At 64.2% G+C, this 18,538-nt stretch carries 21 protein-coding genes; 7 read left to right on the top strand and 14 right to left on the bottom strand.

Going from position 1 to position 18,538, the window contains the following annotated elements:
- Positions 1-15: 15 nt before the first annotated feature.
- The 3 genes from ACX4ZE_RS06640 to sigE are packed head-to-tail and all read right to left on the bottom strand — an operon-like array spanning position 16 to position 2,668.
- Positions 16-1,551, bottom strand: coding sequence for a S1C family serine protease (locus ACX4ZE_RS06640; RefSeq protein ID WP_480272412.1), 1,536 nt, complete (start codon positions 1,549-1,551; stop codon positions 16-18).
- Positions 1,552-1,561: 10 nt separating this feature from the next.
- Positions 1,562-1,948 (bottom strand): hypothetical protein, encoded by a 387-nt coding sequence (locus tag ACX4ZE_RS06635; RefSeq protein WP_480272411.1) that lies wholly within the window; start codon positions 1,946-1,948, stop codon positions 1,562-1,564.
- 60 nt (positions 1,949-2,008) lie between these two features.
- On the bottom strand, positions 2,009-2,668 hold the full coding sequence (gene sigE, locus ACX4ZE_RS06630) for an RNA polymerase sigma factor SigE (protein ID WP_480272410.1): 660 nt from the start codon (positions 2,666-2,668) through the stop codon (positions 2,009-2,011).
- Between the two features lie 284 nt (positions 2,669-2,952).
- Here sigE and ACX4ZE_RS06625 point away from each other — a divergent pair, with 284 nt between their 5' ends.
- On the top strand, positions 2,953-3,585 hold the full coding sequence (locus tag ACX4ZE_RS06625; protein ID WP_480272409.1) for an O-methyltransferase: 633 nt from the start codon (positions 2,953-2,955) through the stop codon (positions 3,583-3,585).
- 88 nt (positions 3,586-3,673) lie between these two features.
- Here the strand turns inward: ACX4ZE_RS06625 and glgC are convergent, their stop codons facing one another.
- On the bottom strand, positions 3,674-4,888 hold the full coding sequence (gene glgC, locus ACX4ZE_RS06620; RefSeq protein WP_480272408.1) for a glucose-1-phosphate adenylyltransferase: 1,215 nt from the start codon (positions 4,886-4,888) through the stop codon (positions 3,674-3,676).
- 137 nt (positions 4,889-5,025) lie between these two features.
- Here glgC and glgA point away from each other — a divergent pair, with 137 nt between their 5' ends.
- The gene (gene glgA, locus ACX4ZE_RS06615) at positions 5,026-6,183 is read left to right on the top strand and encodes a glycogen synthase (protein ID WP_480272541.1); all 1,158 of its coding nucleotides are present in this window, start codon (positions 5,026-5,028) and stop codon (positions 6,181-6,183) included.
- A gap of 7 nt (positions 6,184-6,190) precedes the next feature.
- Here glgA and ACX4ZE_RS06610 read toward each other — a convergent pair whose 3' ends face one another.
- The 10 genes from ACX4ZE_RS06610 to ACX4ZE_RS06565 all read right to left on the bottom strand — a co-directional run bounded on the left by ACX4ZE_RS06610 (position 6,191) and on the right by ACX4ZE_RS06565 (position 15,150).
- On the bottom strand, positions 6,191-7,009 hold the full coding sequence (locus tag ACX4ZE_RS06610) for a putative RNA methyltransferase (protein ID WP_480272407.1): 819 nt from the start codon (positions 7,007-7,009) through the stop codon (positions 6,191-6,193).
- A gap of 63 nt (positions 7,010-7,072) precedes the next feature.
- A complete protein-coding gene (locus ACX4ZE_RS06605; protein WP_064484472.1) occupies positions 7,073-7,240 on the bottom strand; it encodes a DUF3117 domain-containing protein in 168 nt (55 codons plus the stop codon).
- A 142-nt stretch (positions 7,241-7,382) separates the two neighbouring features.
- Positions 7,383-7,973, bottom strand: coding sequence for a DNA-3-methyladenine glycosylase I (locus ACX4ZE_RS06600; protein ID WP_480272540.1), 591 nt, complete (start codon positions 7,971-7,973; stop codon positions 7,383-7,385).
- A 77-nt stretch (positions 7,974-8,050) separates the two neighbouring features.
- Positions 8,051-8,698 carry a cupin domain-containing protein gene (locus ACX4ZE_RS06595; RefSeq protein WP_480272406.1) on the bottom strand — a complete coding sequence of 216 codons (648 nt, stop codon included), beginning with the start codon at positions 8,696-8,698 and terminating at the stop codon, positions 8,051-8,053.
- A gap of 211 nt (positions 8,699-8,909) precedes the next feature.
- A complete protein-coding gene (locus ACX4ZE_RS06590; protein ID WP_480272405.1) occupies positions 8,910-9,230 on the bottom strand; it encodes a DivIVA domain-containing protein in 321 nt (106 codons plus the stop codon).
- Between the two features lie 143 nt (positions 9,231-9,373).
- Complete coding sequence (locus tag ACX4ZE_RS06585) at positions 9,374-10,510, bottom strand: Mrp/NBP35 family ATP-binding protein (RefSeq protein ID WP_480272404.1); 1,137 nt, start codon at positions 10,508-10,510, stop codon at positions 9,374-9,376.
- Positions 10,511-10,529: 19 nt separating this feature from the next.
- Positions 10,530-11,396: a lytic transglycosylase domain-containing protein gene (locus ACX4ZE_RS06580; RefSeq protein ID WP_480272403.1), complete on the bottom strand. Its 867-nt coding sequence runs from the start codon at positions 11,394-11,396 to the stop codon at positions 10,530-10,532.
- A 124-nt stretch (positions 11,397-11,520) separates the two neighbouring features.
- Positions 11,521-12,990 (bottom strand): lytic transglycosylase domain-containing protein, encoded by a 1,470-nt coding sequence (locus ACX4ZE_RS06575; RefSeq protein ID WP_480272402.1) that lies wholly within the window; start codon positions 12,988-12,990, stop codon positions 11,521-11,523.
- 83 nt (positions 12,991-13,073) lie between these two features.
- Positions 13,074-13,724 carry a DUF1003 domain-containing protein gene (locus tag ACX4ZE_RS06570; protein WP_480272401.1) on the bottom strand — a complete coding sequence of 217 codons (651 nt, stop codon included), beginning with the start codon at positions 13,722-13,724 and terminating at the stop codon, positions 13,074-13,076.
- Between the two features lie 163 nt (positions 13,725-13,887).
- Positions 13,888-15,150, bottom strand: a complete 1,263-nt coding sequence (locus ACX4ZE_RS06565) for a magnesium transporter MgtE N-terminal domain-containing protein (RefSeq protein WP_480272400.1) — start codon at positions 15,148-15,150, stop codon at positions 13,888-13,890.
- A gap of 64 nt (positions 15,151-15,214) precedes the next feature.
- Here ACX4ZE_RS06565 and ACX4ZE_RS06560 point away from each other — a divergent pair, with 64 nt between their 5' ends.
- From ACX4ZE_RS06560 to ACX4ZE_RS06540, 5 genes are all read left to right on the top strand, one after another.
- Positions 15,215-16,168 carry an HpcH/HpaI aldolase/citrate lyase family protein gene (locus ACX4ZE_RS06560; RefSeq protein WP_480272399.1) on the top strand — a complete coding sequence of 318 codons (954 nt, stop codon included), beginning with the start codon at positions 15,215-15,217 and terminating at the stop codon, positions 16,166-16,168.
- Positions 16,169-16,183: 15 nt separating this feature from the next.
- Complete coding sequence (locus tag ACX4ZE_RS06555; RefSeq protein WP_480272398.1) at positions 16,184-16,675, top strand: YflT domain-containing protein; 492 nt, start codon at positions 16,184-16,186, stop codon at positions 16,673-16,675.
- Positions 16,676-16,678: 3 nt separating this feature from the next.
- Complete coding sequence (locus ACX4ZE_RS06550; protein ID WP_480272397.1) at positions 16,679-17,260, top strand: suppressor of fused domain protein; 582 nt, start codon at positions 16,679-16,681, stop codon at positions 17,258-17,260.
- Between the two features lie 116 nt (positions 17,261-17,376).
- A complete protein-coding gene (locus ACX4ZE_RS06545; protein ID WP_480272396.1) occupies positions 17,377-18,231 on the top strand; it encodes a PHP domain-containing protein in 855 nt (284 codons plus the stop codon).
- Positions 18,225-18,494 carry a hypothetical protein gene (locus ACX4ZE_RS06540; RefSeq protein ID WP_480272395.1) on the top strand — a complete coding sequence of 90 codons (270 nt, stop codon included), beginning with the start codon at positions 18,225-18,227 and terminating at the stop codon, positions 18,492-18,494. Before ACX4ZE_RS06545 ends, ACX4ZE_RS06540 begins: the two co-directional genes overlap by 7 nt.
- Positions 18,495-18,538 lie beyond the last annotated feature (44 nt).

Raw genomic sequence — 18,538 nt, 5'->3', positions numbered from 1 at the left:
GTCGCGACCTGCCGGTCAGTCGGATTGCAGCGTCACAGGCACGTCTACCTGCCTGCCATCGCGGATCAAAACGACGTTCACCGTCTCGCCGATCTTGTGTGACTGCACCGCGACAACCAGTTCTTCCGGACCACTCACTGCCCGGTCGCCGACCTTCACGATGACGTCGCCCTCGACGATCCCCGCTTTGGCCGCGGGGCCACCGGGAGTCACGTCGGCGACTTCCGCGCCGCTGGTCCACTCATTCGCCACCTGCTTCGCGCGCTGGCTGATCCCCAGGATCGGGTGGTGGATCACACCATCACGAATCAATGTCTGCGCGACTTCGGTCATCTTGTCCACTGGGATGGCGAAGCCGAGTCCGACCGAGCCGCCGGTCTCGGTGCGGTTGGCGGTGTTGATGCCGATGACCCGACCGCTCATATCCACCAACGCGCCGCCGGAGTTACCCGGATTGATCGATGCGTCGGTCTGCACCGCGTCGATCACGGCATTGGTGTCGGTGCCCTCACCTCCGAGCGCCACCGGCCGGTGTAGGGCGCTGACAATACCGGAGGTCACCGTCTTACTCAGGCCGAGCGGCGAACCGATGGCCAAGACGTCATCGCCCACCTGGACCTCCTCGGATTTGCCAAGCTGGGCCACTGTGAGATTTTTCACATCAACTTTCAAGACGGCCAAGTCGCTCTTCGGGTCGCGGCCGACGATTTTGGCGGGCGCCCAGGTGCCGTCGGAGAATTGGATCCGGATCGCGGCCCGGCCGCTCTTGTCCTGGGCGGCCATCGAGATGACATGGTTGTTCGTGACGAGATAGCCCGCGCCATCGATCACAACCCCGGATCCGGTGGCGCCATTGTCGCCGACGGTTACCCGGATCGAGACGACCGAGGGCAGCACAGCGTTGGCGACTCGCGCGATCAAGCCGTGTGGGCGGTCGCCCTCGCCGCTTTGTTCCAGGGTGACCTTGCGTGAAGTGAGCGCTGACGTGGTTTCCGCGGTCAGCCTGCCGACCAGTCCGCCGAGCAGCCCGATGACCAGCGCGACCACTGCGAGTAGGGCCAGTGCCTTTGGCGCGACCCTGGAACCGAACAGCACCTCACGTGCGCTCAGCCGCTCGGCTCGTGGCAATGGCCGCGGCACGGGCGTCGGTACTGCGGGAGCCCCGAGGCGTGCGGTGGCTTCGGGATCGCGCCACGGGTCGGCCGGGCCGGCGATTGGTGTGGAAGTAATCACATCAGGGTTGCGCTGGAGCAGCTCGGTGGATCCCTCGGGGCGACCGAACGCCTCGGCCAGCACTGCGTCGGGTGGGCTGTTGTGCAGTTCGGGACCTGGCTGCTGTGCCGAACCCACTGTGCGGATCGGCGGTGGCTCCGCGAACGAACCGGACAAGCCGGATGGCCTGCGGAAGGTGCGCGCCGTATGGGTGTCGACATGGGGCCGGTAGACCGGGCGCGGGCCGAGCACGGGCGCGTCCGGTGGACGGAGATTCCCGCGGTTGGCCGCCGAATCCGAGGTCTCGCCCGATCCGGAATTCGTCGATTCGGTGGTCACACGAGAAACTCTACTTGCGCCACCATGTCGTCCATCGAGCCGCGGTGAACGAATCGGCCGGAAAACCCGAAACCGCCTCGTTGGGCTGGAGTCGACCGGCTCCCGTTGTGCTGGACGCGCTGTCGGTCAGCTCCGCGAGCGGAATCCTGGTCAGGCTGTCGTGCAGTCCGGTAGGAACGGTGATGTGGCCCGCATGCCGCAATGCGATGCGAGCCTGTTGCTGAGCATCGACTTCCGCCGCGCACTCTGGGCACAGCGAAAGGTGCTGAGCCGCGCGTAGATAGGCATTCATCCGCAACTCGCCGTCCACGTACGCGGCGATGGCTTCGCTCGCCAGATGCTCGGTGGGGCGGAAACGATGCGGACGACGATCGGCAGTGCTGGAGTCGCCACTCATTCGGTGCTCACCCTTCCCGCAGTCCTGAACCGGTTCGCGGGTGATGACGGCTCCGACGGATCACCCGATGTTGACGTCAGCGGTGAACCGCTGCCCACTTCCATTATGCGCAAGGTAGTCCCGCAGTGCCTGGCGTCCGCGGTGGATTCGGCTGCGTACAGTGCCCAGTTTCACCCCGAGCGTAGCGCCGATCTCTTCGTAGGACAGTCCTTCGATGTCGCACAGGACCACCGCCGCGCGGAACTCCGGTGCCAGCGAATCCAGAGCGGATTGCAGATCGGGATCGAGGCGGGCGTTGTGATATGCCTGCTCGGGATCGGGCCCCTCGGAGGGAACGCGGTCGTAGTCCTCGGGCAGCGCTTCCATCCTGATGCGGCTGCGTCTGCGGACCATGTCCAGGAAAAGGTTGGTGGTGATGCGGTGTAACCAGCCTTCGAAAGTACCCGGTTGGTAATTGGACAGTGAACGGAACACCCGAATGAAGGTTTCCTGGGTGAGATCCTCCGCGTCTTGCGCATCGCCGGCCAGGCGATAAGCCAAACGGTAGACTCGGTCTGCGTGTTCGCGGACCAGATCGTCCCACGACGGCATTGCCGACCGATCGCCGGTAGCGTCGAAGGCAGCGGTCCCGGTCAGTGCGACCGTCTCCCCGGTGGAGCCGGTTTCGGCGGACAGGGTCTGCTCGGACAGGATGGCGTATTCGCGCGCCGCATCGACCATGTGGATGGGCCTACCTCCTACTAGGGACCGTAAACACGGGAACACAGTTCGGGCCGGGGCTACGGTCCGTCACGTACGGATACAACTGACGTCAGGTACGTTGTTGTTCCCGGATCCGTGGTAATACGGTCGGTGGTCTTGCGTTGCCCATAACTCTTTCTGGTCCTGATATGGCCGAGTTATGCAGATCCTGAGGGGTACCTGAGAAAACCGGCTGTCGAAAATGGTGGCGGCGTGTGTTGTTCGGAACGTCGTGACCACCTGCCCGGCGTTAGCCTCATACCGTGGCATCAAATCTGGAGCGAAATCTCGCCTACGTGGAGGAATCCGTCGTGGAGGACGAGATCCTCATCAGCGCGCGCGAACGGGCCACCGAACTCGGTACCGAACCCGTGCCGCCCTCGGTGGGCGCGCTGCTGAGCATGTACGCACAGCTACTCGGTGCACGGTCGGTGGTCGAGGTCGGCACCGGCGCGGGCATCAGCGGACTGTGGCTGCTCGACGGGATGCGCGAGGACGGCACACTCACCACGATCGATTGGGAGCCGGAGCATCAGCGCGCGGCCAAGGAAGCATTTCGAGCCGCTGACATCCCGCCCGCGCGTACTCGCCTGATCAACGGGCGCGCGTTGGACGTGCTGCCGCGTCTGGCCGACGGCGCCTATGATCTGGTCTTCATCGATGCGGCACCGTTGGAGCATCCGGAGTACGTTGCCCAAGCGGTGCGCCTATTGCGCAATGGCGGGGCGATTCTGCTGCACAACGCGTTGCTCGGCGGACGGGTGCCGGACACCGCGCAACGTGATGCGGTCACCCAGGCGGTACGTGCCGCCACTCGCGCCATCGCGGAGGATTCTCGGCTGACCAGTGCGCTGATTCCGGTCGGGGACGGGCTGCTCTGTGCCTCGCGCGGTTAGTGATTCGTGCGGTGAGCTCGCGTATTCGCCCCCTATGGCCACGATTCTGGATGCCGTGTGGCGGAATCCGTACCTTTGGTGCGGGGTTCTAGACCCAGATACCCTTGCCAACCGTGACCACGCCGCCGTTGCTGACGGCGAACCGGCTGCGATCGTGTGCCATATCCACCCCGATGGTCTCTCCTGCACCGACGACCACGTTTTTGTCCAGGATGGCGTGTCGCACCACTGCGCCACGTCCGACCCGGACGCCGGGCATGAGCACGGAGCCTTCGACAGTGGCGCCGTCCTCGACCATGACATTGGCGCTGAGTACCGAGTTGCGCACAGTGGCCGCGGAAAGGATGCTGCCCGCACCGACAATGCATTCTTGGGCCAGCCCGCCCCGGGCGAACTTCGCGGGCGGAAGGTTCTCGGCCGCGCCCCGGATCGGCCAGTGCCGGTTGTAGAGATTGAAAACCGGGTGTACCGAGACCAGATCCATGTGTGCGTCGTAGAACGCGTCGATAGTCCCTACATCACGCCAGTAGCCGCGGTCGCGGTCGGTCGCGCCGGGCACCTCGTTGTCGGCGAAGTCATAGACGCTCGCCTGGCCTGCGGCCACCAGCACCGGGATGATGTCGCCGCCCATATCGTGGTCGGAGTCGCCGTTGTCCGCGTCTGCCTTGATCGAATCCACCAGCACTTTGGTGGTGAAGACGTAGTTGCCCATGGACGCGAATGTGACGTTCGGGTCGTCCGGGGTGCCCGGCGGGTGCGGGGGTTTCTCCAGGAACTGAGTGATCCGGCCGACATCATCGCTGTCGATGCAGCCGAACGCACTCGCCGCGCCGCGCGGCACCCGAATACCCGCCACGGTGACACCGGCGCCGGAGTCGATGTGGTGGCGCACCATCTGTTCCGGGTCCATGCGGTACACGTGGTCGGCACCGAACACCACGATGTACTCTGGGTCCTCGTCATAGATCAGGTTCAGCGACTGCATGATCGCGTCGGCGCTGCCGGTGTACCACCGTGGTCCGAGTCGTTGTTGTGCGGGGACCGGGGTGATGTACTCGCCTGCGAAACCGGACAGTCGCCAAGTCTGCGATATATGTCGGTCCAGCGAGTGGGACTTGTACTGGGTGAGCACACACAGCCGCAGAAAACCCGCGTTGACCAAGTTGCTGAGCACGAAGTCGATAAGGCGGTAGGCGCCGCCGAATGGTACGGCGGGCTTGGCGCGATCGGCTGTGAGCGGAAAGAGTCGTTTGCCCTCGCCACCGGCGAGTACGACCCCTAATACGTGCGGCTGGCTCCTCACATCTGCCAAACTACCGGGTGACGTATATGTGAGTGGCCCCCGCCGACGTGAACGTTTAGTTTGTACCAGTGAGCTTCGGCACGAACGGCAGGCATTCGACGCTCCATTCCGAAGAGTGGGACCGGCTTCGGGTCGCTATGCTGACCCGCGAATACCCACCCGAGATATATGGTGGTGCCGGGGTGCATGTCACGCAGTTGACAGCTCGTCTGCGTCGTCTGTGCGAGGTAACCGTGCACTGCATGGGTGCCCCTCGTGCGGATGCTGTAGTGCACCAATCGGATGCGTCTCTGTCCGCGGCCAACTCCGCACTGCGGATGATGTCCGCGCAATTGCGGATGGTAGAGGCTGTCGGCGAGGTCGATGTGGTGCATTCACACACCTGGTACACCGGCCTGGCCGGGCATCTGGCCGCGACTCTGTATGGTGTTCCCCATGTGCTGACCGCGCATTCGCTGGAGCCGCGCAGGCCGTGGAAAGCCGAGCAGCTCGGCGGTGGTTACCGGCTCTCGTCGTGGTCGGAGCGCAATGCCGTCGAATACGCTGACGCGGTTATCGCGGTGAGCGAGGGGATGCGTCGCGACGTGCTCGACGCCTACCCGGCCTTAGACCCGGATCGGGTGCACGTGGTGCACAACGGTATCGACGCGCGGATCTGGCAACCTGGCCCGGTCGCCGACGACGCGCCCTCGGTGATCGCAGAGCTCGGTCTCCGGCCGGATCGGCCGATCGTGGCATTCGTCGGCCGCATAACCAGGCAGAAGGGGGTAGGACATCTGTTGGCTGCCGCCTGCGGCTTCGATCCCGATATCCAGCTCGTACTGTGCGCGGGCGCACCGGACACACCGGAGCTGGCCAAGGAGGTCGCCGCGTCGGTGCGGGAGCTGCAACGGCGGCGTGGCAACGTATTCTGGGTCCAAGACACGTTGCCGACCGAGCAGGTCCGGCAAATTCTCACCATCGCGTCGGTTTTCGTGTGTCCGTCGGTGTACGAGCCATTGGGCATCGTGAACCTGGAGGCGATGGCCTGCGCGACCGCAGTGGTCGCCTCCGATGTCGGTGGTATTCCCGAAGTGGTCGCGGACGGCCGCAACGGGCGACTGGTGCACTACGACGAGGGTGCCGTCGAAGACTACGAGCGCGCGTTGGCCGATGCGGTGAACGAGATCGCCTGCGATCCCGCATTGGCCGCTGAGCTGGGCGCCACCGGCAGGGCGCGAGCGGTGGCCGAATTCGACTGGTCGAGTATTGCGGCCCGCACCCTAGAGGTCTACGACATCGTCCGCAAAGGCTGAATCCAGCCTATCGCGCTGTCCCTGCCGCAGGGCGATAGGCGCTCACCAGGACTGAAGCGGTTACCTCCAGGACCTGGGGCAACGAGGCGAGGTGCCCGTTCTCGGCGGTGGTGTGATGAGCGGACGGGCCCATGCCCACGACATGTGCCACCTCGGCTCTGCCGAGCGTCATCGAGTATTCCACCAGGCTCTGCTCCACCGGCTCGAAGTATCCCGACATAGAGGCGTCGAGTCTGCGGCCCTTGTTCGGGTCGACGCGCACCATATCCAGCGGCCCGACCAGTTCGCTGAGATGGCGTTCGGTGGGGGTAGCGATGACGAAACGACCGTCTGGTGCGAGAGCTCTGGCGACCTCGCTGGGATTGCGCGGTGCGAAGACAGAGAGCGCGCCGGTGAGCGCGCCGTCGCGGAGGGGTAACCCGTGCCAGGCATCGGCCAGCACCGCCGCAACCCGCGGATGGGCGCGAGCACATCGCCGGACAGCGGGCTTGGCCACATCCAGCGCGATGCCGAGCGCCATGGGAACGGCGTCGAGGACCTGGGCGAGGTAGTAGCCTGTGCCCGCACCGACTTCGAGTACCACGCCTGTGCGCAGGCAGGCTGCGATGGCATGCGTCACCGCATCGGCGATCGGCATGAAGTGCCCGCCGCGCTGGAAAGCGGCCCGAGCGTCCAGCATGGCCGCCGTGTCACCGGTCATCTTGGTGGATGCGCCGGTCAGGAGGCTGACATAGCCCTGCCTGGCGATGTCGAAACTGTGTCCACGTCCGCAGCGCAGCACCTGATCCTGTGCTTCGAGCTCCTGGGGAAACCGGTATGCTCGCACGCATTCGGGGCAGGCCAAGAAACTGGCCGCGGCAGCGAGAGCCGAATGCTCAGCTCGGCCCACTCAGCCGGTGACGCTCTTCAGTTCGTCACCGAGCGCCGCCGCTTCATCCGGCGTGAGTTCGACGACTAGACGCCCGCCACCCTCGAGTGGAACTCGCATAACGATTCCACGACCTTCCTTGGTCGCCTCGAGGGGACCGTCCCCGGTGCGGGGCTTCATGGCCGCCATCCTCTGCTCCCTCCAGATCTGCGCGGTCTGCTGCGCACTGTTCTCGGCACTCCAGTTGTTACCAACCAGCGAGCTCACCCGCTTTCGGTGAACTACGCTCGTCCCATTCTTCCCTATCGCGGATGTGGACGGACACCTGAGTTCAAAAAGTCGATGGCAGGACGGTGCCGGACCGATAGTCGTCCACCCAGCAATCGGCCAGGTGATCATCGACCATACCGGTTGCTTGCATCAGCGCGTACACCGTGGTCGGTCCGACGAAGCGGAACCCGATTCGTTTCAATTCTCTTGCCAGAGCTATGGATTCGGATGTTTTTACGGGCACATCGGTATTGGTGCGTGGGCGCGGGCGCGGCGGCGGTGCGAATGACCAGAGCAACTCGTCCAAGCCTATGTTCAGATCGCGGGCAACACGTGCGTTGGCGATGGTCGCCTCCACCTTGAGCCGGTTGCGGATAATGCCCGCATCGGACATCAGCCGGGCGCGATCGGCCTCGTCGAACTCCGCGACGCGCTCGATCGAGAACCCGGCGAACGCGGCACGGAAAGCTGGGCGCTTCCGCAGGATGGTCAGCCAGGATAAGCCGGATTGGAACGCCTCCAGGCACAGTCGCTCGAACAAGGCGTCGTCACCGTGCAGCGGCCTACCCCACTCCTCGTTGTGATACCTCTGATAGAGGGGATCGGCGAACTGTCCTTTCGATCCCCAACATGTCCCCTGAACTGCTTGGATCTCGCTCACAGACCAATTCAACCAGCCAGGGCCTCATGAATCGACGAACGTTGGACAGTGGAGGGCGGTCGCGGTGGTCAGCCGCGGGTGGTGATCACGACCGGTGCGAGATCGTCCGGTATTCCCGCCAGTGTCGACTCGGGAATGCCGAGCACTCTAGCGGTTACATCCCGTGGAATGGAATTCAGCGCGCCACGCAGGCCGATATCGTCATAGGGCTCCTGGGCGCTCGTGTTGAAGACGATCAGCACTTCGAGGGGTGTGTCTTTTCGGGCATTCTCGAAGTAGTGGAAGTAACCTTGCGGCGCGAAGACGAGATCGCCCTGATGCGCCTCGAAGACATCGGCACGATAACGGCCATCGGGGTGGGTGCCAAGGATGGTCCACTTCGCGCTGCCTGAGATGTGATAGTTCAGCTCCCATGCGGTGGGGTGCCAGTGCGGCTCGCGGATACCGCCCGGCTCCAGTCGGACCGAATACACCGATCCGTTCTGTCCGGCCAGCACCGGAAAGTTGTTCTCGTGAGCGCCCCGTAGGTTGCCGCCATCGAATTGTTGTGGTTCGGCGGCGCTGAGGCGGAACAAATGCGAAGAGTCATTGAGGTTCTCGTCTACCTCGCCGGTGTTCGGCAGTCCGCTGGGCGCTGCGTCTGCGCACGCGGCTGCCGCAGTGGCCAAACCGGCTCCGAGCGCGGCGCCGGTCCCGATGGCGGCGCGCCGGCTCATTCCCGGCCTGTCAGGCGGTGAATCGTTCGACATAGCGCTCCATTCTTCGCGTGCTTACTCGGTGACAACGCTCAACGGTGCGGGTCGACGAAGGTCTCGACCGCGAAAGTTTATCCGCTGGTCGCGGGAACGAACGGTCGGCACGCGTCGCTTTCGCCCGGCGTCGACGCGCAACCCGTAGCACGATACGGGTGTAGCCGTTCGGGCACGGCTATTCCGACTCGGGCACAGTCGGTGCCTGCCATTGCGCGGCCTGCGCCGCAGCCAGCTGGTGTTGGAGTTCGTCGATCCGGGCGGCCAGCCTGACCAGCGCCCAGTCCACCTCACTGGCCTTGTAGCCGCGTACCGCCTGCTGAAAACGAAGCGCGCGCACGTCCGCTCCGTCGATTCCCTCGACAGGCAGCACGGTGGCCGTGGTGTTCGCAGGTAGCGGCCCTAGCTCCTCGGACCGCCCGAACACCGCACTGGCGAGGAAGAACAGCACTGCGGCGATCAAGCCGACGAACAGCACATACTGCAACACGGTTGGCATGCCACGAGCTTATGTCGATGCTGTGTTTGTTCCGCGGAGCCTGCGGCGCTGCGTGCTCGCGGCCCTTTGGAGTCTCGCGTCCGAGACCTGTGCTCGGAGATCGGGGTGTTGGTGCGGTGCTCGCCTATAGGCGGCGGGTGGTCCTACAAGTGGCGGGTGGTGTCGATGCCCAGGGACATGCCTGCGAGACCGCGGCGGCGTACTGCGAGTTTGCCTGCGATCTCCAGCAGCGCTTTGGCTGCTGGGTTCTCTGGATCGCTCAGCACGAGCGGGGTGCCCTCGTCGCCGGATTCGCGCAGCGCCTGCGCGATCGGGATCTGACCGAGCAGCGGGACGGTGGCACCGACGGCGCGGGTGAGCCGGTCGGCGACGGCCTGTCCGCCGCCGGAGCCGTACAGGTCCATCCTGGTGCCGTCGGGCAGATCCAGCCAGGACATGTTCTCTACTACGCCGGCGATGCGTTGACGGGTCTGCAGTGCGATCGCGCCTGCCCGTTCGGCTACCTCTGCTGCCGCGGGTTGCGGAGTGGTGACGACCAAGATTTCGGCGTTCGGGATCAGCTGTGCGATGGAGATGGCGACATCGCCTGTGCCGGGCGGTAGATCGAGGAGCAGGATATCCAGGTCCCCCCAGAACACATCGGCGAGGAACTGCTGTAACGCCCGGTGCAGCATCGGGCCGCGCCACACCACGGGGGTATTGCCCTGGGTGAACTGCGCGATCGAGATCATCTTCACGTCGTGCGCGACGGGCGGCATGATCATCCGTTCGACCTGAGTCGGCCTGGCGTCGGTGCCGAGCATGCGTGGAATCGAATGGCCGTAGATATCCGCGTCCAATACGCCGACCGACAAGCCACGTGCGGCCATCGCGGCGGCAAGATTCACCGTGACACTAGATTTGCCGACACCGCCCTTGCCGGAGGCGACCGCGTAGACCCGGGTCAGTGAGCCGGGTTGCGCGAACGGGATGACCGGTTCGGCCGAGTCGCCGCGTAACTGTTTACGCAGTGCGGTGCGCTGTTCGTCGCTCATGACGTCCAGTTCGACGGTCACCGCGCCCGCACCGGGTACGTCAGCGATGGCTTTGGTCACCCGCTGCGTGATCTCGGTACGCAACGGGCAACCCGCCGTCGTCAGATAGATCTCTACGTGGACATCGCTGTGCGCGCCGATAGTGACGCTTTTCACCATGCCCAGCTCGGTGATCGGCTTACGGATCTCCGGGTCGTCGACCTTCGCGAGGGCACCTCGCACATCTGATTCCGTAACCACTGACATGACAGGAATTTTAGGGGTGTCAAATCCTCGGTAGGTCCCCGGGCCGGGGTGCGATCCCTGTGCTGTAGGAGTTCTCCCAAGCCATGACATTCGTGACATACGCCATGGAGTGGTTGTAACGCAAGATCGCCTTGGCCCGCTGGGCGGGGTCGCGCATGTTCGAACCGCCGTCACACAGGTATTTTCCTGCGGTCAGTGCGGCATCGAAGAAATTCTGTGGATCGGCGACGCCATCGTAGTTACCGTCGGCCGCGTAATGTTTCCATGTTTCGGGCAGGAATTGCATCGGGCCGACCGCGCGGTCGTAACCGATCGAGCCGTCCAGCGTGCCCTCGTCGGAGTCGTATATGACATGATTGCCGTCCAGTACCGGGCCGTAGACCGGGCGCAATGGATTACCTTCGGTGTCGGCTCTGCCGCCGAACGCGTGTGCGGACTCGACCCGGCCGATACCTGCCAGCAGCGACCACGGCACCGCACATACCGGATTCTCCATTGCCAGCATGCGCTCCGCGTTCTGGTACGCCGCGGCGGCGACGCCGGGAATGCCCAGTGGTCCGGCAGGCAGCACGGCAGGTTGTCTTCCGTCGGATAGCGCAATGGTTTTCACAATCGGAGCCGCGGTAGGTATCGGCTTCGCCATTGCGTGTGAGACGAGTTCGGCCGCGATGATCGATACGGTGGTCTGTTGTTCGGAGCTTTGTCGTTCGGCGCTCCGCGCGTCCGGATTTTCGTCTTGGGGCCTCACTGTGACCGAAACAGGCGTCGCGCTGCCGCTGGCGGAGACTGGCGTACCTGTCACGAGACCAGCGGGAAACAGTCCGGTCAACGCGATAACGGAGTTCCGCCTACCGGTAGCGGGTTGCTGTTTTCGATGACGTCCCACGGTACGGTGCCCCTCCCTGGCTTACTGCGTGCTCTACCTTGTGTTCCAGGGAGGTTACTGCATTCGAGACTTTTTTGTTACTACTTCGTGATTTACTTTCGAACTCGGACTTTTCGAACTCGGACTACTGCCGAGGTGGGGAGGGGAGGGGGATGACAACGCCGAAGGGCAGGGTGATGGCAGGTTGGGGGACGATGGGCTGAGGGATGGGCTCGGGTTGGTTCGGAGGGGTGTTCGGTTCGGGTTCGGCTGGTTCGGGTCGAGCTGGTGGGGTAGCTGGTTCGGCTTCGGGTCGAGCTGGTGGAGTGGCTGATTCGGGTTGGGTCACCGAGTTGTTCGGTTCGGAGGGTGTAGTGGTCGGTTCGGGATCGGTGCGCGGTGTGGTGTCCTTGGCAAGGACGGAGTCGGTGGCGGGGCCTGCGTCTGGCTGTGCGCAACCAGCGGTAGGTCCGCCGGGCTGTCCGCTCACCGTCGTGCCATTCGGATCGGTGTGCACCGCGCCATAAGGTTGCGCCGAAGCCAGCGGCGTGTACTCGATCGCAAGCCGGTTCGTACCCGGCATCGGGGCTGGAACTGATTGCGCCACACACGGATCCCCCGGCCAGGTGGGCGTAGCCGGCGGCGCGGGACAGAAGATGCCGCACGGGATCGGTGGCAGGCCGGGAATAGTGATCATTGCCTGTGCAGGCGGCTGCGGCTGGTCTGTCGCGGGTTCCTGCTGCTCCGGATCGGTGCTGGGAGGGGAGTAGTCGACTCCGAGCACCTCCGGCGTCCGAGGCGACGGCGGCACTACCGGCTCCGGCTGGATGGCCCCGGGCGGAATCCTCACCTGTACCGGTGACCCACCGCTGCGGTAGGCGATCGACCAGCTCAATACATTCGCCGCGTACGACATCGAGTTGTTGTACCGCAGAACCGCGCGCAACTCCTGGGCCGGGTCACGCAAGTTCAATCCCTCCGAGCACAGATACTTCCCCGCCGCCAATGCCGCATCGAACACATTGTGTGGGTCGGCCACCCCGTCGCCATTACCGTCCGTCCCGTATATCTTCCACGTGCCCGGTAGGAACTGCATCGGACCCATTGCCCGTACATACCCGCCGTCGTCGGACCGGATGATTTCGTTACCCGGCAGACTCCCATCCAAGGCCGGGCCGTAGATCGGCCGCACGGTCGTGCCCGCCGAGTCGGTACGCCCACCTCGGGCGTGCCCTGATTCGATCCGCCCGATACCCGCCAGTAGATTCCACGACAATCCACACGCGGGCATCGAGGACGCCAACGACAGCTCCGCGTTCCGATAAGCGGCCAACACCACCTCAGGAATCCCCAAGGCGCCTCCTATCGTCGGCAGCGTAACGTCCTGCACCGGAACCGCGCCCGCGGACGGCGTCACCGCCCGCAGCCGCCGCGAGCCCTCTGCCGACACCGGCAACAACCCCACTATCCGAGACAGCTCCACATCCCGGTTCGCCGCACCCGACGCCGAGGCCTCCGGTGATCGGGCCGGCTGCGATATCCGCGGCGCCGAGCCGCTGGCTACGACACCGGCGACAAGTAGAGCCGAGACCGTTACCGGAACAGATATACGCATTCGGCCACACCCAATCCTCGACGTCACGGTAGCGGATATCCGGGGCATCCCCGCCCAGGCCGCTCAGGGCAACGTGATACAGGTTACCCACCGGTCAGGTCATTGTTCGGTATTTCCGGCCGATCGTCAGTTACTCCTGGTGATACCGGTTTTCCGGCTCGCTTTCGGCCGGACCTTTTCCTGCGATCGAAATTCTCGTATCCGTCCGAGTGAGTCTTGTAGTTCGGGAATTCCGTGGACTCGATCCGTTCCAGAATCCCTTTCATCTCTTCCAATTCACGGCGCATGTAGTCGCGGGTAGCAACCTCACCGACCGCGATTCGCAGCGCCGCGAGCTCGCGGGCGAGAAATTCTGTGTCTGCCTTGGTTTGAGCGGCTCGCGCTCGGTCTTCCTCCAGAGCGACCCGGTCCCGGTTGTCCTGTCGATTCTGCGCGAGCAGGATCAGTGGCGCGGCATATGCGGCTTGGGTGGAGAATGCCAGGTTCAACAGGATGAACGGATACGGGTCCCACTGCAGAGTGATCACGAAGACGTTCAACGAGATCCAGGTCACCACTATGACCGTCTGGATCGCCAGATACCTTCCAGTGCCCAGGAACCGGGCCACCTGCTCGCTGCTGCGGGCCAGCGCCTCGGCGTCCCAATCCAGCCGGAACCGGGTTTCGACCGGCGTCTCCAGGCGCTGGCGAGCGCTACTGTAGCCGCGCCGCGCACTTGGGTCCTTGTCGCTCATGCTGTGTCCTTTCCGGCATGAGTGGGGCCCTGCGTGGTGATGCTGTGCTGCCGCCTTCGGGCCTGACCACTCATGTTGTGTCCTTTCCGGCATGAGTGGGGCCCTGCGTGGTGATGCTGTGCTGCCGCCTTCGTACCCGACCACCCATGCTCGGCCCCGCTCGTCAGTTCTCTTCCTGGTCGCGCCAGTCCTCAGGGAGCAGGTGGTCTAGCACGTCATCGACGGTGATGGCGCCGAGTAGGTGGTTCTCCTTGTCTACCACCGGACCGCAGACCAGGTTGTAGGTCGCGAAGTAGCGGGTTACCGCCGCCAGTGGCAGCTCGGGGTGCAGCGTTGATAGGTCGGTGTCCAGAATGCCGCCGACCAAATGGGCGGGAGGTTCGCGCAGTAATTGCTGGATATGCACCGAGCCAAGATAGCGGCCGGTCGGCGTCGCGGTAGGCGGCCGGACGACGAATACCATAGAGGCCAGCGCGGGGGTCAGGTCGGGATTGCGCACCCGTGCCAGTGCCTCGGCCACCGTGGTGGACGGTGTCAGGACGACCGGTTTGGGTGTCATCAGACCACCCGCGCTGTATGGGGAGTGCTCGAGCAGCCTGCGGACGGGTTCGGACTCTTGCGGGTCCATCAAGGCGAGTAGAGATTCGGCCTCGCCCTTGGGGAGCTCGCCCAAGAGGTCGGCGGCGTCGTCCGGATCCATTGCCTCCAGTAGGTCGGCGGCTCGGCGCGCCTCTAAGTGACTGAGCAATTCGACCTGCTCGTCGTCGGGCAGCTCCTGTACGACATCGGCGAGGCGTTCGTCGTTCAGGGCGATGGCCACTTCGACGCGTCGCTTCTCCGGCAACTCGCGCAACAGCTGCGCGACATCGGCCGGGCGCATTCCTTCGAACTGCCCCAGCAGCTGGGTGACGTGCTGTCCCGGTTTGCTGATCTCGTACGGGGTCAGGCCCGAGACAGCGGTCCACTCCACTACATGTACCGTGCGTCTGCGCCCAAGTCTGCGGTGCCCGCGTACCGCGACTCGGGTGACCAGCCAGTCTCTGCCGCGGGTCTGCTCGATGCCAAGATCGACCACATACACATCGACTCCGGCCAGATCGGGCAGGTCCGGATCCTGCACTCGTACTGTGGAATCCACGATCTGTGCCAGGGCGAGCATCTCGCCGTGGCGCTGAGTGAAACGCCGTAGGCTGACTGTTCCGGTATTCAGCGTGACTACGCCCGGCTCGATCGCGGTGACCCGCAGGATCGGCACGAAAATGCGGCGTCGGGTGAACAATTCGACGACCAGACCATGTACCCGTGGTTGCTGTCTGTCATAGCGTATTGCTATGACTATATCCCGAATTCGGCCGATAGACTCGCCGTCTGGTCCAAGCACCACCAGGCCGGACAGCCTGGCGACGTACACCCTGGTAGCTGCCATGCTGCCAGGCTAGAGGTTCGCGGTCGGGATGCTCGTACTGCGTCACCATTGAGGGAGAGTAATCATGAGACCGCGCCGTTCTGTGCTCGCTTGCCCTGGCAGTAGTAAGAAGATGATCGAGAAAGCCAAGACGTTGCCGGTCGACGAAGTGTTTCTCGATCTAGAGGATGCAGTCGCGCCGGTTGCCAAGGCCGAGGCGCGTGCGAATATCGTTGCGGCGCTCAATGCTTCCGGTTGGAGATCGCAGCTGCGCGTTGTCCGGGTGAACGACTGGACCACCGAATGGACTTATACCGATGTCATTTCCGTAGTCGAAGGCGCAGGGGCGGCCTTGGACGCGATCCTGTTGCCCAAGGTGACCGATGCGGGTCAGGTGCGCGCGCTCGATTTGCTGTTGACTCAGCTGGAAAAGGGATCCGGCCTTGGCGTAGGCCGGATCGGTATCGAGCCGCAGATCGAGAATGCGCTGGGGTTGCGTAATATCGATGCGATCGCTACGGCGAGCCCTCGGGTGCAGGCCTTGGTCTTCGGGCCCGCCGACTTGATAGCAGGCATCAATATGCGGACTCTCGTGGTCGGTGAACAGCCGGAGGGATACGACACCGGTGATGCCTATCACCACATCTTGATGACCATCTTGCTCACCGCCCGAGCGCATGGCCTCCAGGCGATCGATGGGCCCTACTTGCAGATTCGGGATGTCGAGGGTTTCCGACGGGCGGCCGCGCGCACCGCGGCGTTGGGCTTCGACGGTAAATGGGTGCTGCATCCGAACCAGATCGATGCGGCGAACGAGATATTCAGCCCACGCCAGACAGACTACGATCGCGCTGAAATGATCTTGGATGCCTACGCCTTCCACACTTCGCCTGCCGGTGGCGCCCGCGGTGCGGTCATGTTCGGTGACGAGATGATCGATGAGGCGAGCGCCAAAATGGCTCGGGTGATCGCGGAGCAGGGCCGGGCCGCCGGAATGACGCGCACCACGCGTTTCACTCCACCACCGCATCCCTCGTGATAGCAGAATAGAGATATGACGAATCCCTTGGGGAACTCGAACCGTGCGCGGCAGAGCCTCCCGACTCCTCCCTCGGGCTGGCCGGTCGGCTCCTATCCGACCTATGCCGAGGCGCAGAAGTCGGTCGACTACTTGGCCGACAATCAGTTCCCAGTACAAGACGTGACCATCGTCGGTGTCGACTTGATGCAGGTCGAGCGAGTTCTTTATCGGCTGACCTGGGGAAAGGTGATCGGCGGTGGCGTGGTTTCCGGTGCTTGGCTCGGTCTGTTCCTCGGCCTGTTGTTGAGCCTGTTCACCACCAGCGGCGCATTGGGGCCGCTGCTCGTCGGCTTACTCGGCGGCATCATTTTCGGCGTCATCTCGACCTCGATCCCCTATGCGGCGACCAGAGGGCAGCGCGATTTCGCCTCCACTATGCAGTTGGTCGCGGGCCGTTATGACGTGCTGTGCGACCCGAAGTCGGCAGAACAGGCGCGTGACATGCTTGCGCGGCTGGCCATCTGAGATATGGAAGCGTTGGAGACGGTCCGTGCCGAGGTGTTGGACTATTTCGATGTGCCCGCCAGTGGCATCGACGTCGCATCGGTGACCTTCCTTGGTTTGGAACCGATCGAGATCCTGCGCGTTGTCGTCGACGATCTGGTGCATTATCTGACGCTCGGCGGATCCAGGCATCCGATGAGTGATCCCACCGCACCGCACGCTGATCCGGTGCGCGGGCCGCGCGCCGAGCTGATTCTGACGCTGCGCTCCGGCGGCGGCGTGAGTTCGGGTCTGGCCAAGACGCTCGCTGTGCTTGCCGCCGCTCCCACTGTGGAAGGCGTTGTGTTGCAGAAGGATGCGCTTGTGGACCTGGAAGAGCCGATGTGGAGCAACGCGCCGTTCGTCGCGGTTCTACTCGGTGACAGTGCGATTCCCGACGTGCCATTGCCCGAACCGGCCGAGCCGGTGCGGTACTTCGCGGCGACGCCGGTCACTGCGACCGAAGCGGCGTGGGTGCGGCTTCGCGGTGCGCAGGCATTGCGGGAGGCGTGGCAGGAGGCCGGGATCGATGTGCGCGATCCGGGACGAGGCGCCGCGAGCCTGTGAATCGCGGTCGGAGCGCGGCTCAGGGCGGATCGCGTCCGCGAACCCACTGCGCTCATCGGCGCTGGAAGACGCAGTGCGGCTGCGCCACAGTGCCGAGACAAGGTAAGACTGAGGACGTGCGTATCGACCTGCATACTCATTCGACCGCGTCCGACGGTACCGACGATCCGGCCGAACTGGTGCGGAACGCGACCGTCGCAGGCTTGGATGTCGTCGCGATCACCGATCACGACACCACGGCTGGATGGGCGGCGGCCGTCGATGCGTTGCCGAAGGGGCTGACGCTGGTCCGCGGCATGGAGATGTCCTGTACCGGGCGGGGGGAGGACGGTTGGCCGGTGTCGGTGCACATGCTGGCGTATTTGTTCGATCCGGCCGATCGCTGCTTCGCCGACGAACGTGAGCGGTTGCGTGCCGAACGCGTCGAGCGGCTGCGCGCGATGGCTGAGCGGATGGTCGCCGATGGACTGCCGATCGATCCGGAGGCCGTGCTCGCCTCGGCTGGTCCGTCCGCGGGCCGCCCGCATCTAGCGCGGGCGTTGGCCGAAGCGGGGGTAGTGCCCAGCGTGGACGCCGCGTTCGTCGAGTTGCTCGCCCCGCACGGCCGGTACTACGTCGAAAAAGCCGATACTCCGCTGCGGCACGCGGTCGAGATGATCGCCACCGCGGGCGGGGTCAGTGTTCTCGCGCATACCAGGGCGCGTAAGCGCGGGCGATTGCTCGCACTCGACCATATCCGTGAGTTGGCCACGCTCGGGCTCGGTGGTCTGGAAGTCGCGCACCCCGACCACTCCGAGGCCGACCGTGCGCTCCTGACCGATCTGGCCGCTGAATACGACCTTCTCACCACGGGTTCGTCGGATTACCACGGTGCGAACAAATCGATTCGGTTGGGTGATTTCACTACGGAACCGGCGCAGTTCGAGAAACTGGTGAGTAAAGCCACCGGAGTGCCGGTGATCGTGTGGTGAAATTGCTGCGTGGGATCAGCGGCCTTGTCGCCGCAGGAACCTTCGCGGGCATGCTCGTGGTTGTCGGCACTGCCGTGCTCGCGGATCGGCGTGGTTTTCCAGGGCCGGGGAACGAGTCGGTCATCTGGCATGTGGTGGCCACTATGGTGGTCGTCGCGGCGCAGATTTATGCGGATCGGCATCGGGGTTCGGCGGCGTGTGCTGGGTCCGGGCTGGTCTTCCTTACCACCGGACTCTTGTTGTGGACCCAATGGTGGAGCTGATACCGCACCGCCGAACAGCACGACAGCTCAACGTGGTGTGGCCC

It is taken from the genome of Nocardia sp. TBRC8007, assembly GCF_056629435.1.
The sequence above is the reverse complement of the archived record's forward strand: the minus strand, read 5'-3'. Positions and strand labels throughout refer to the sequence as shown.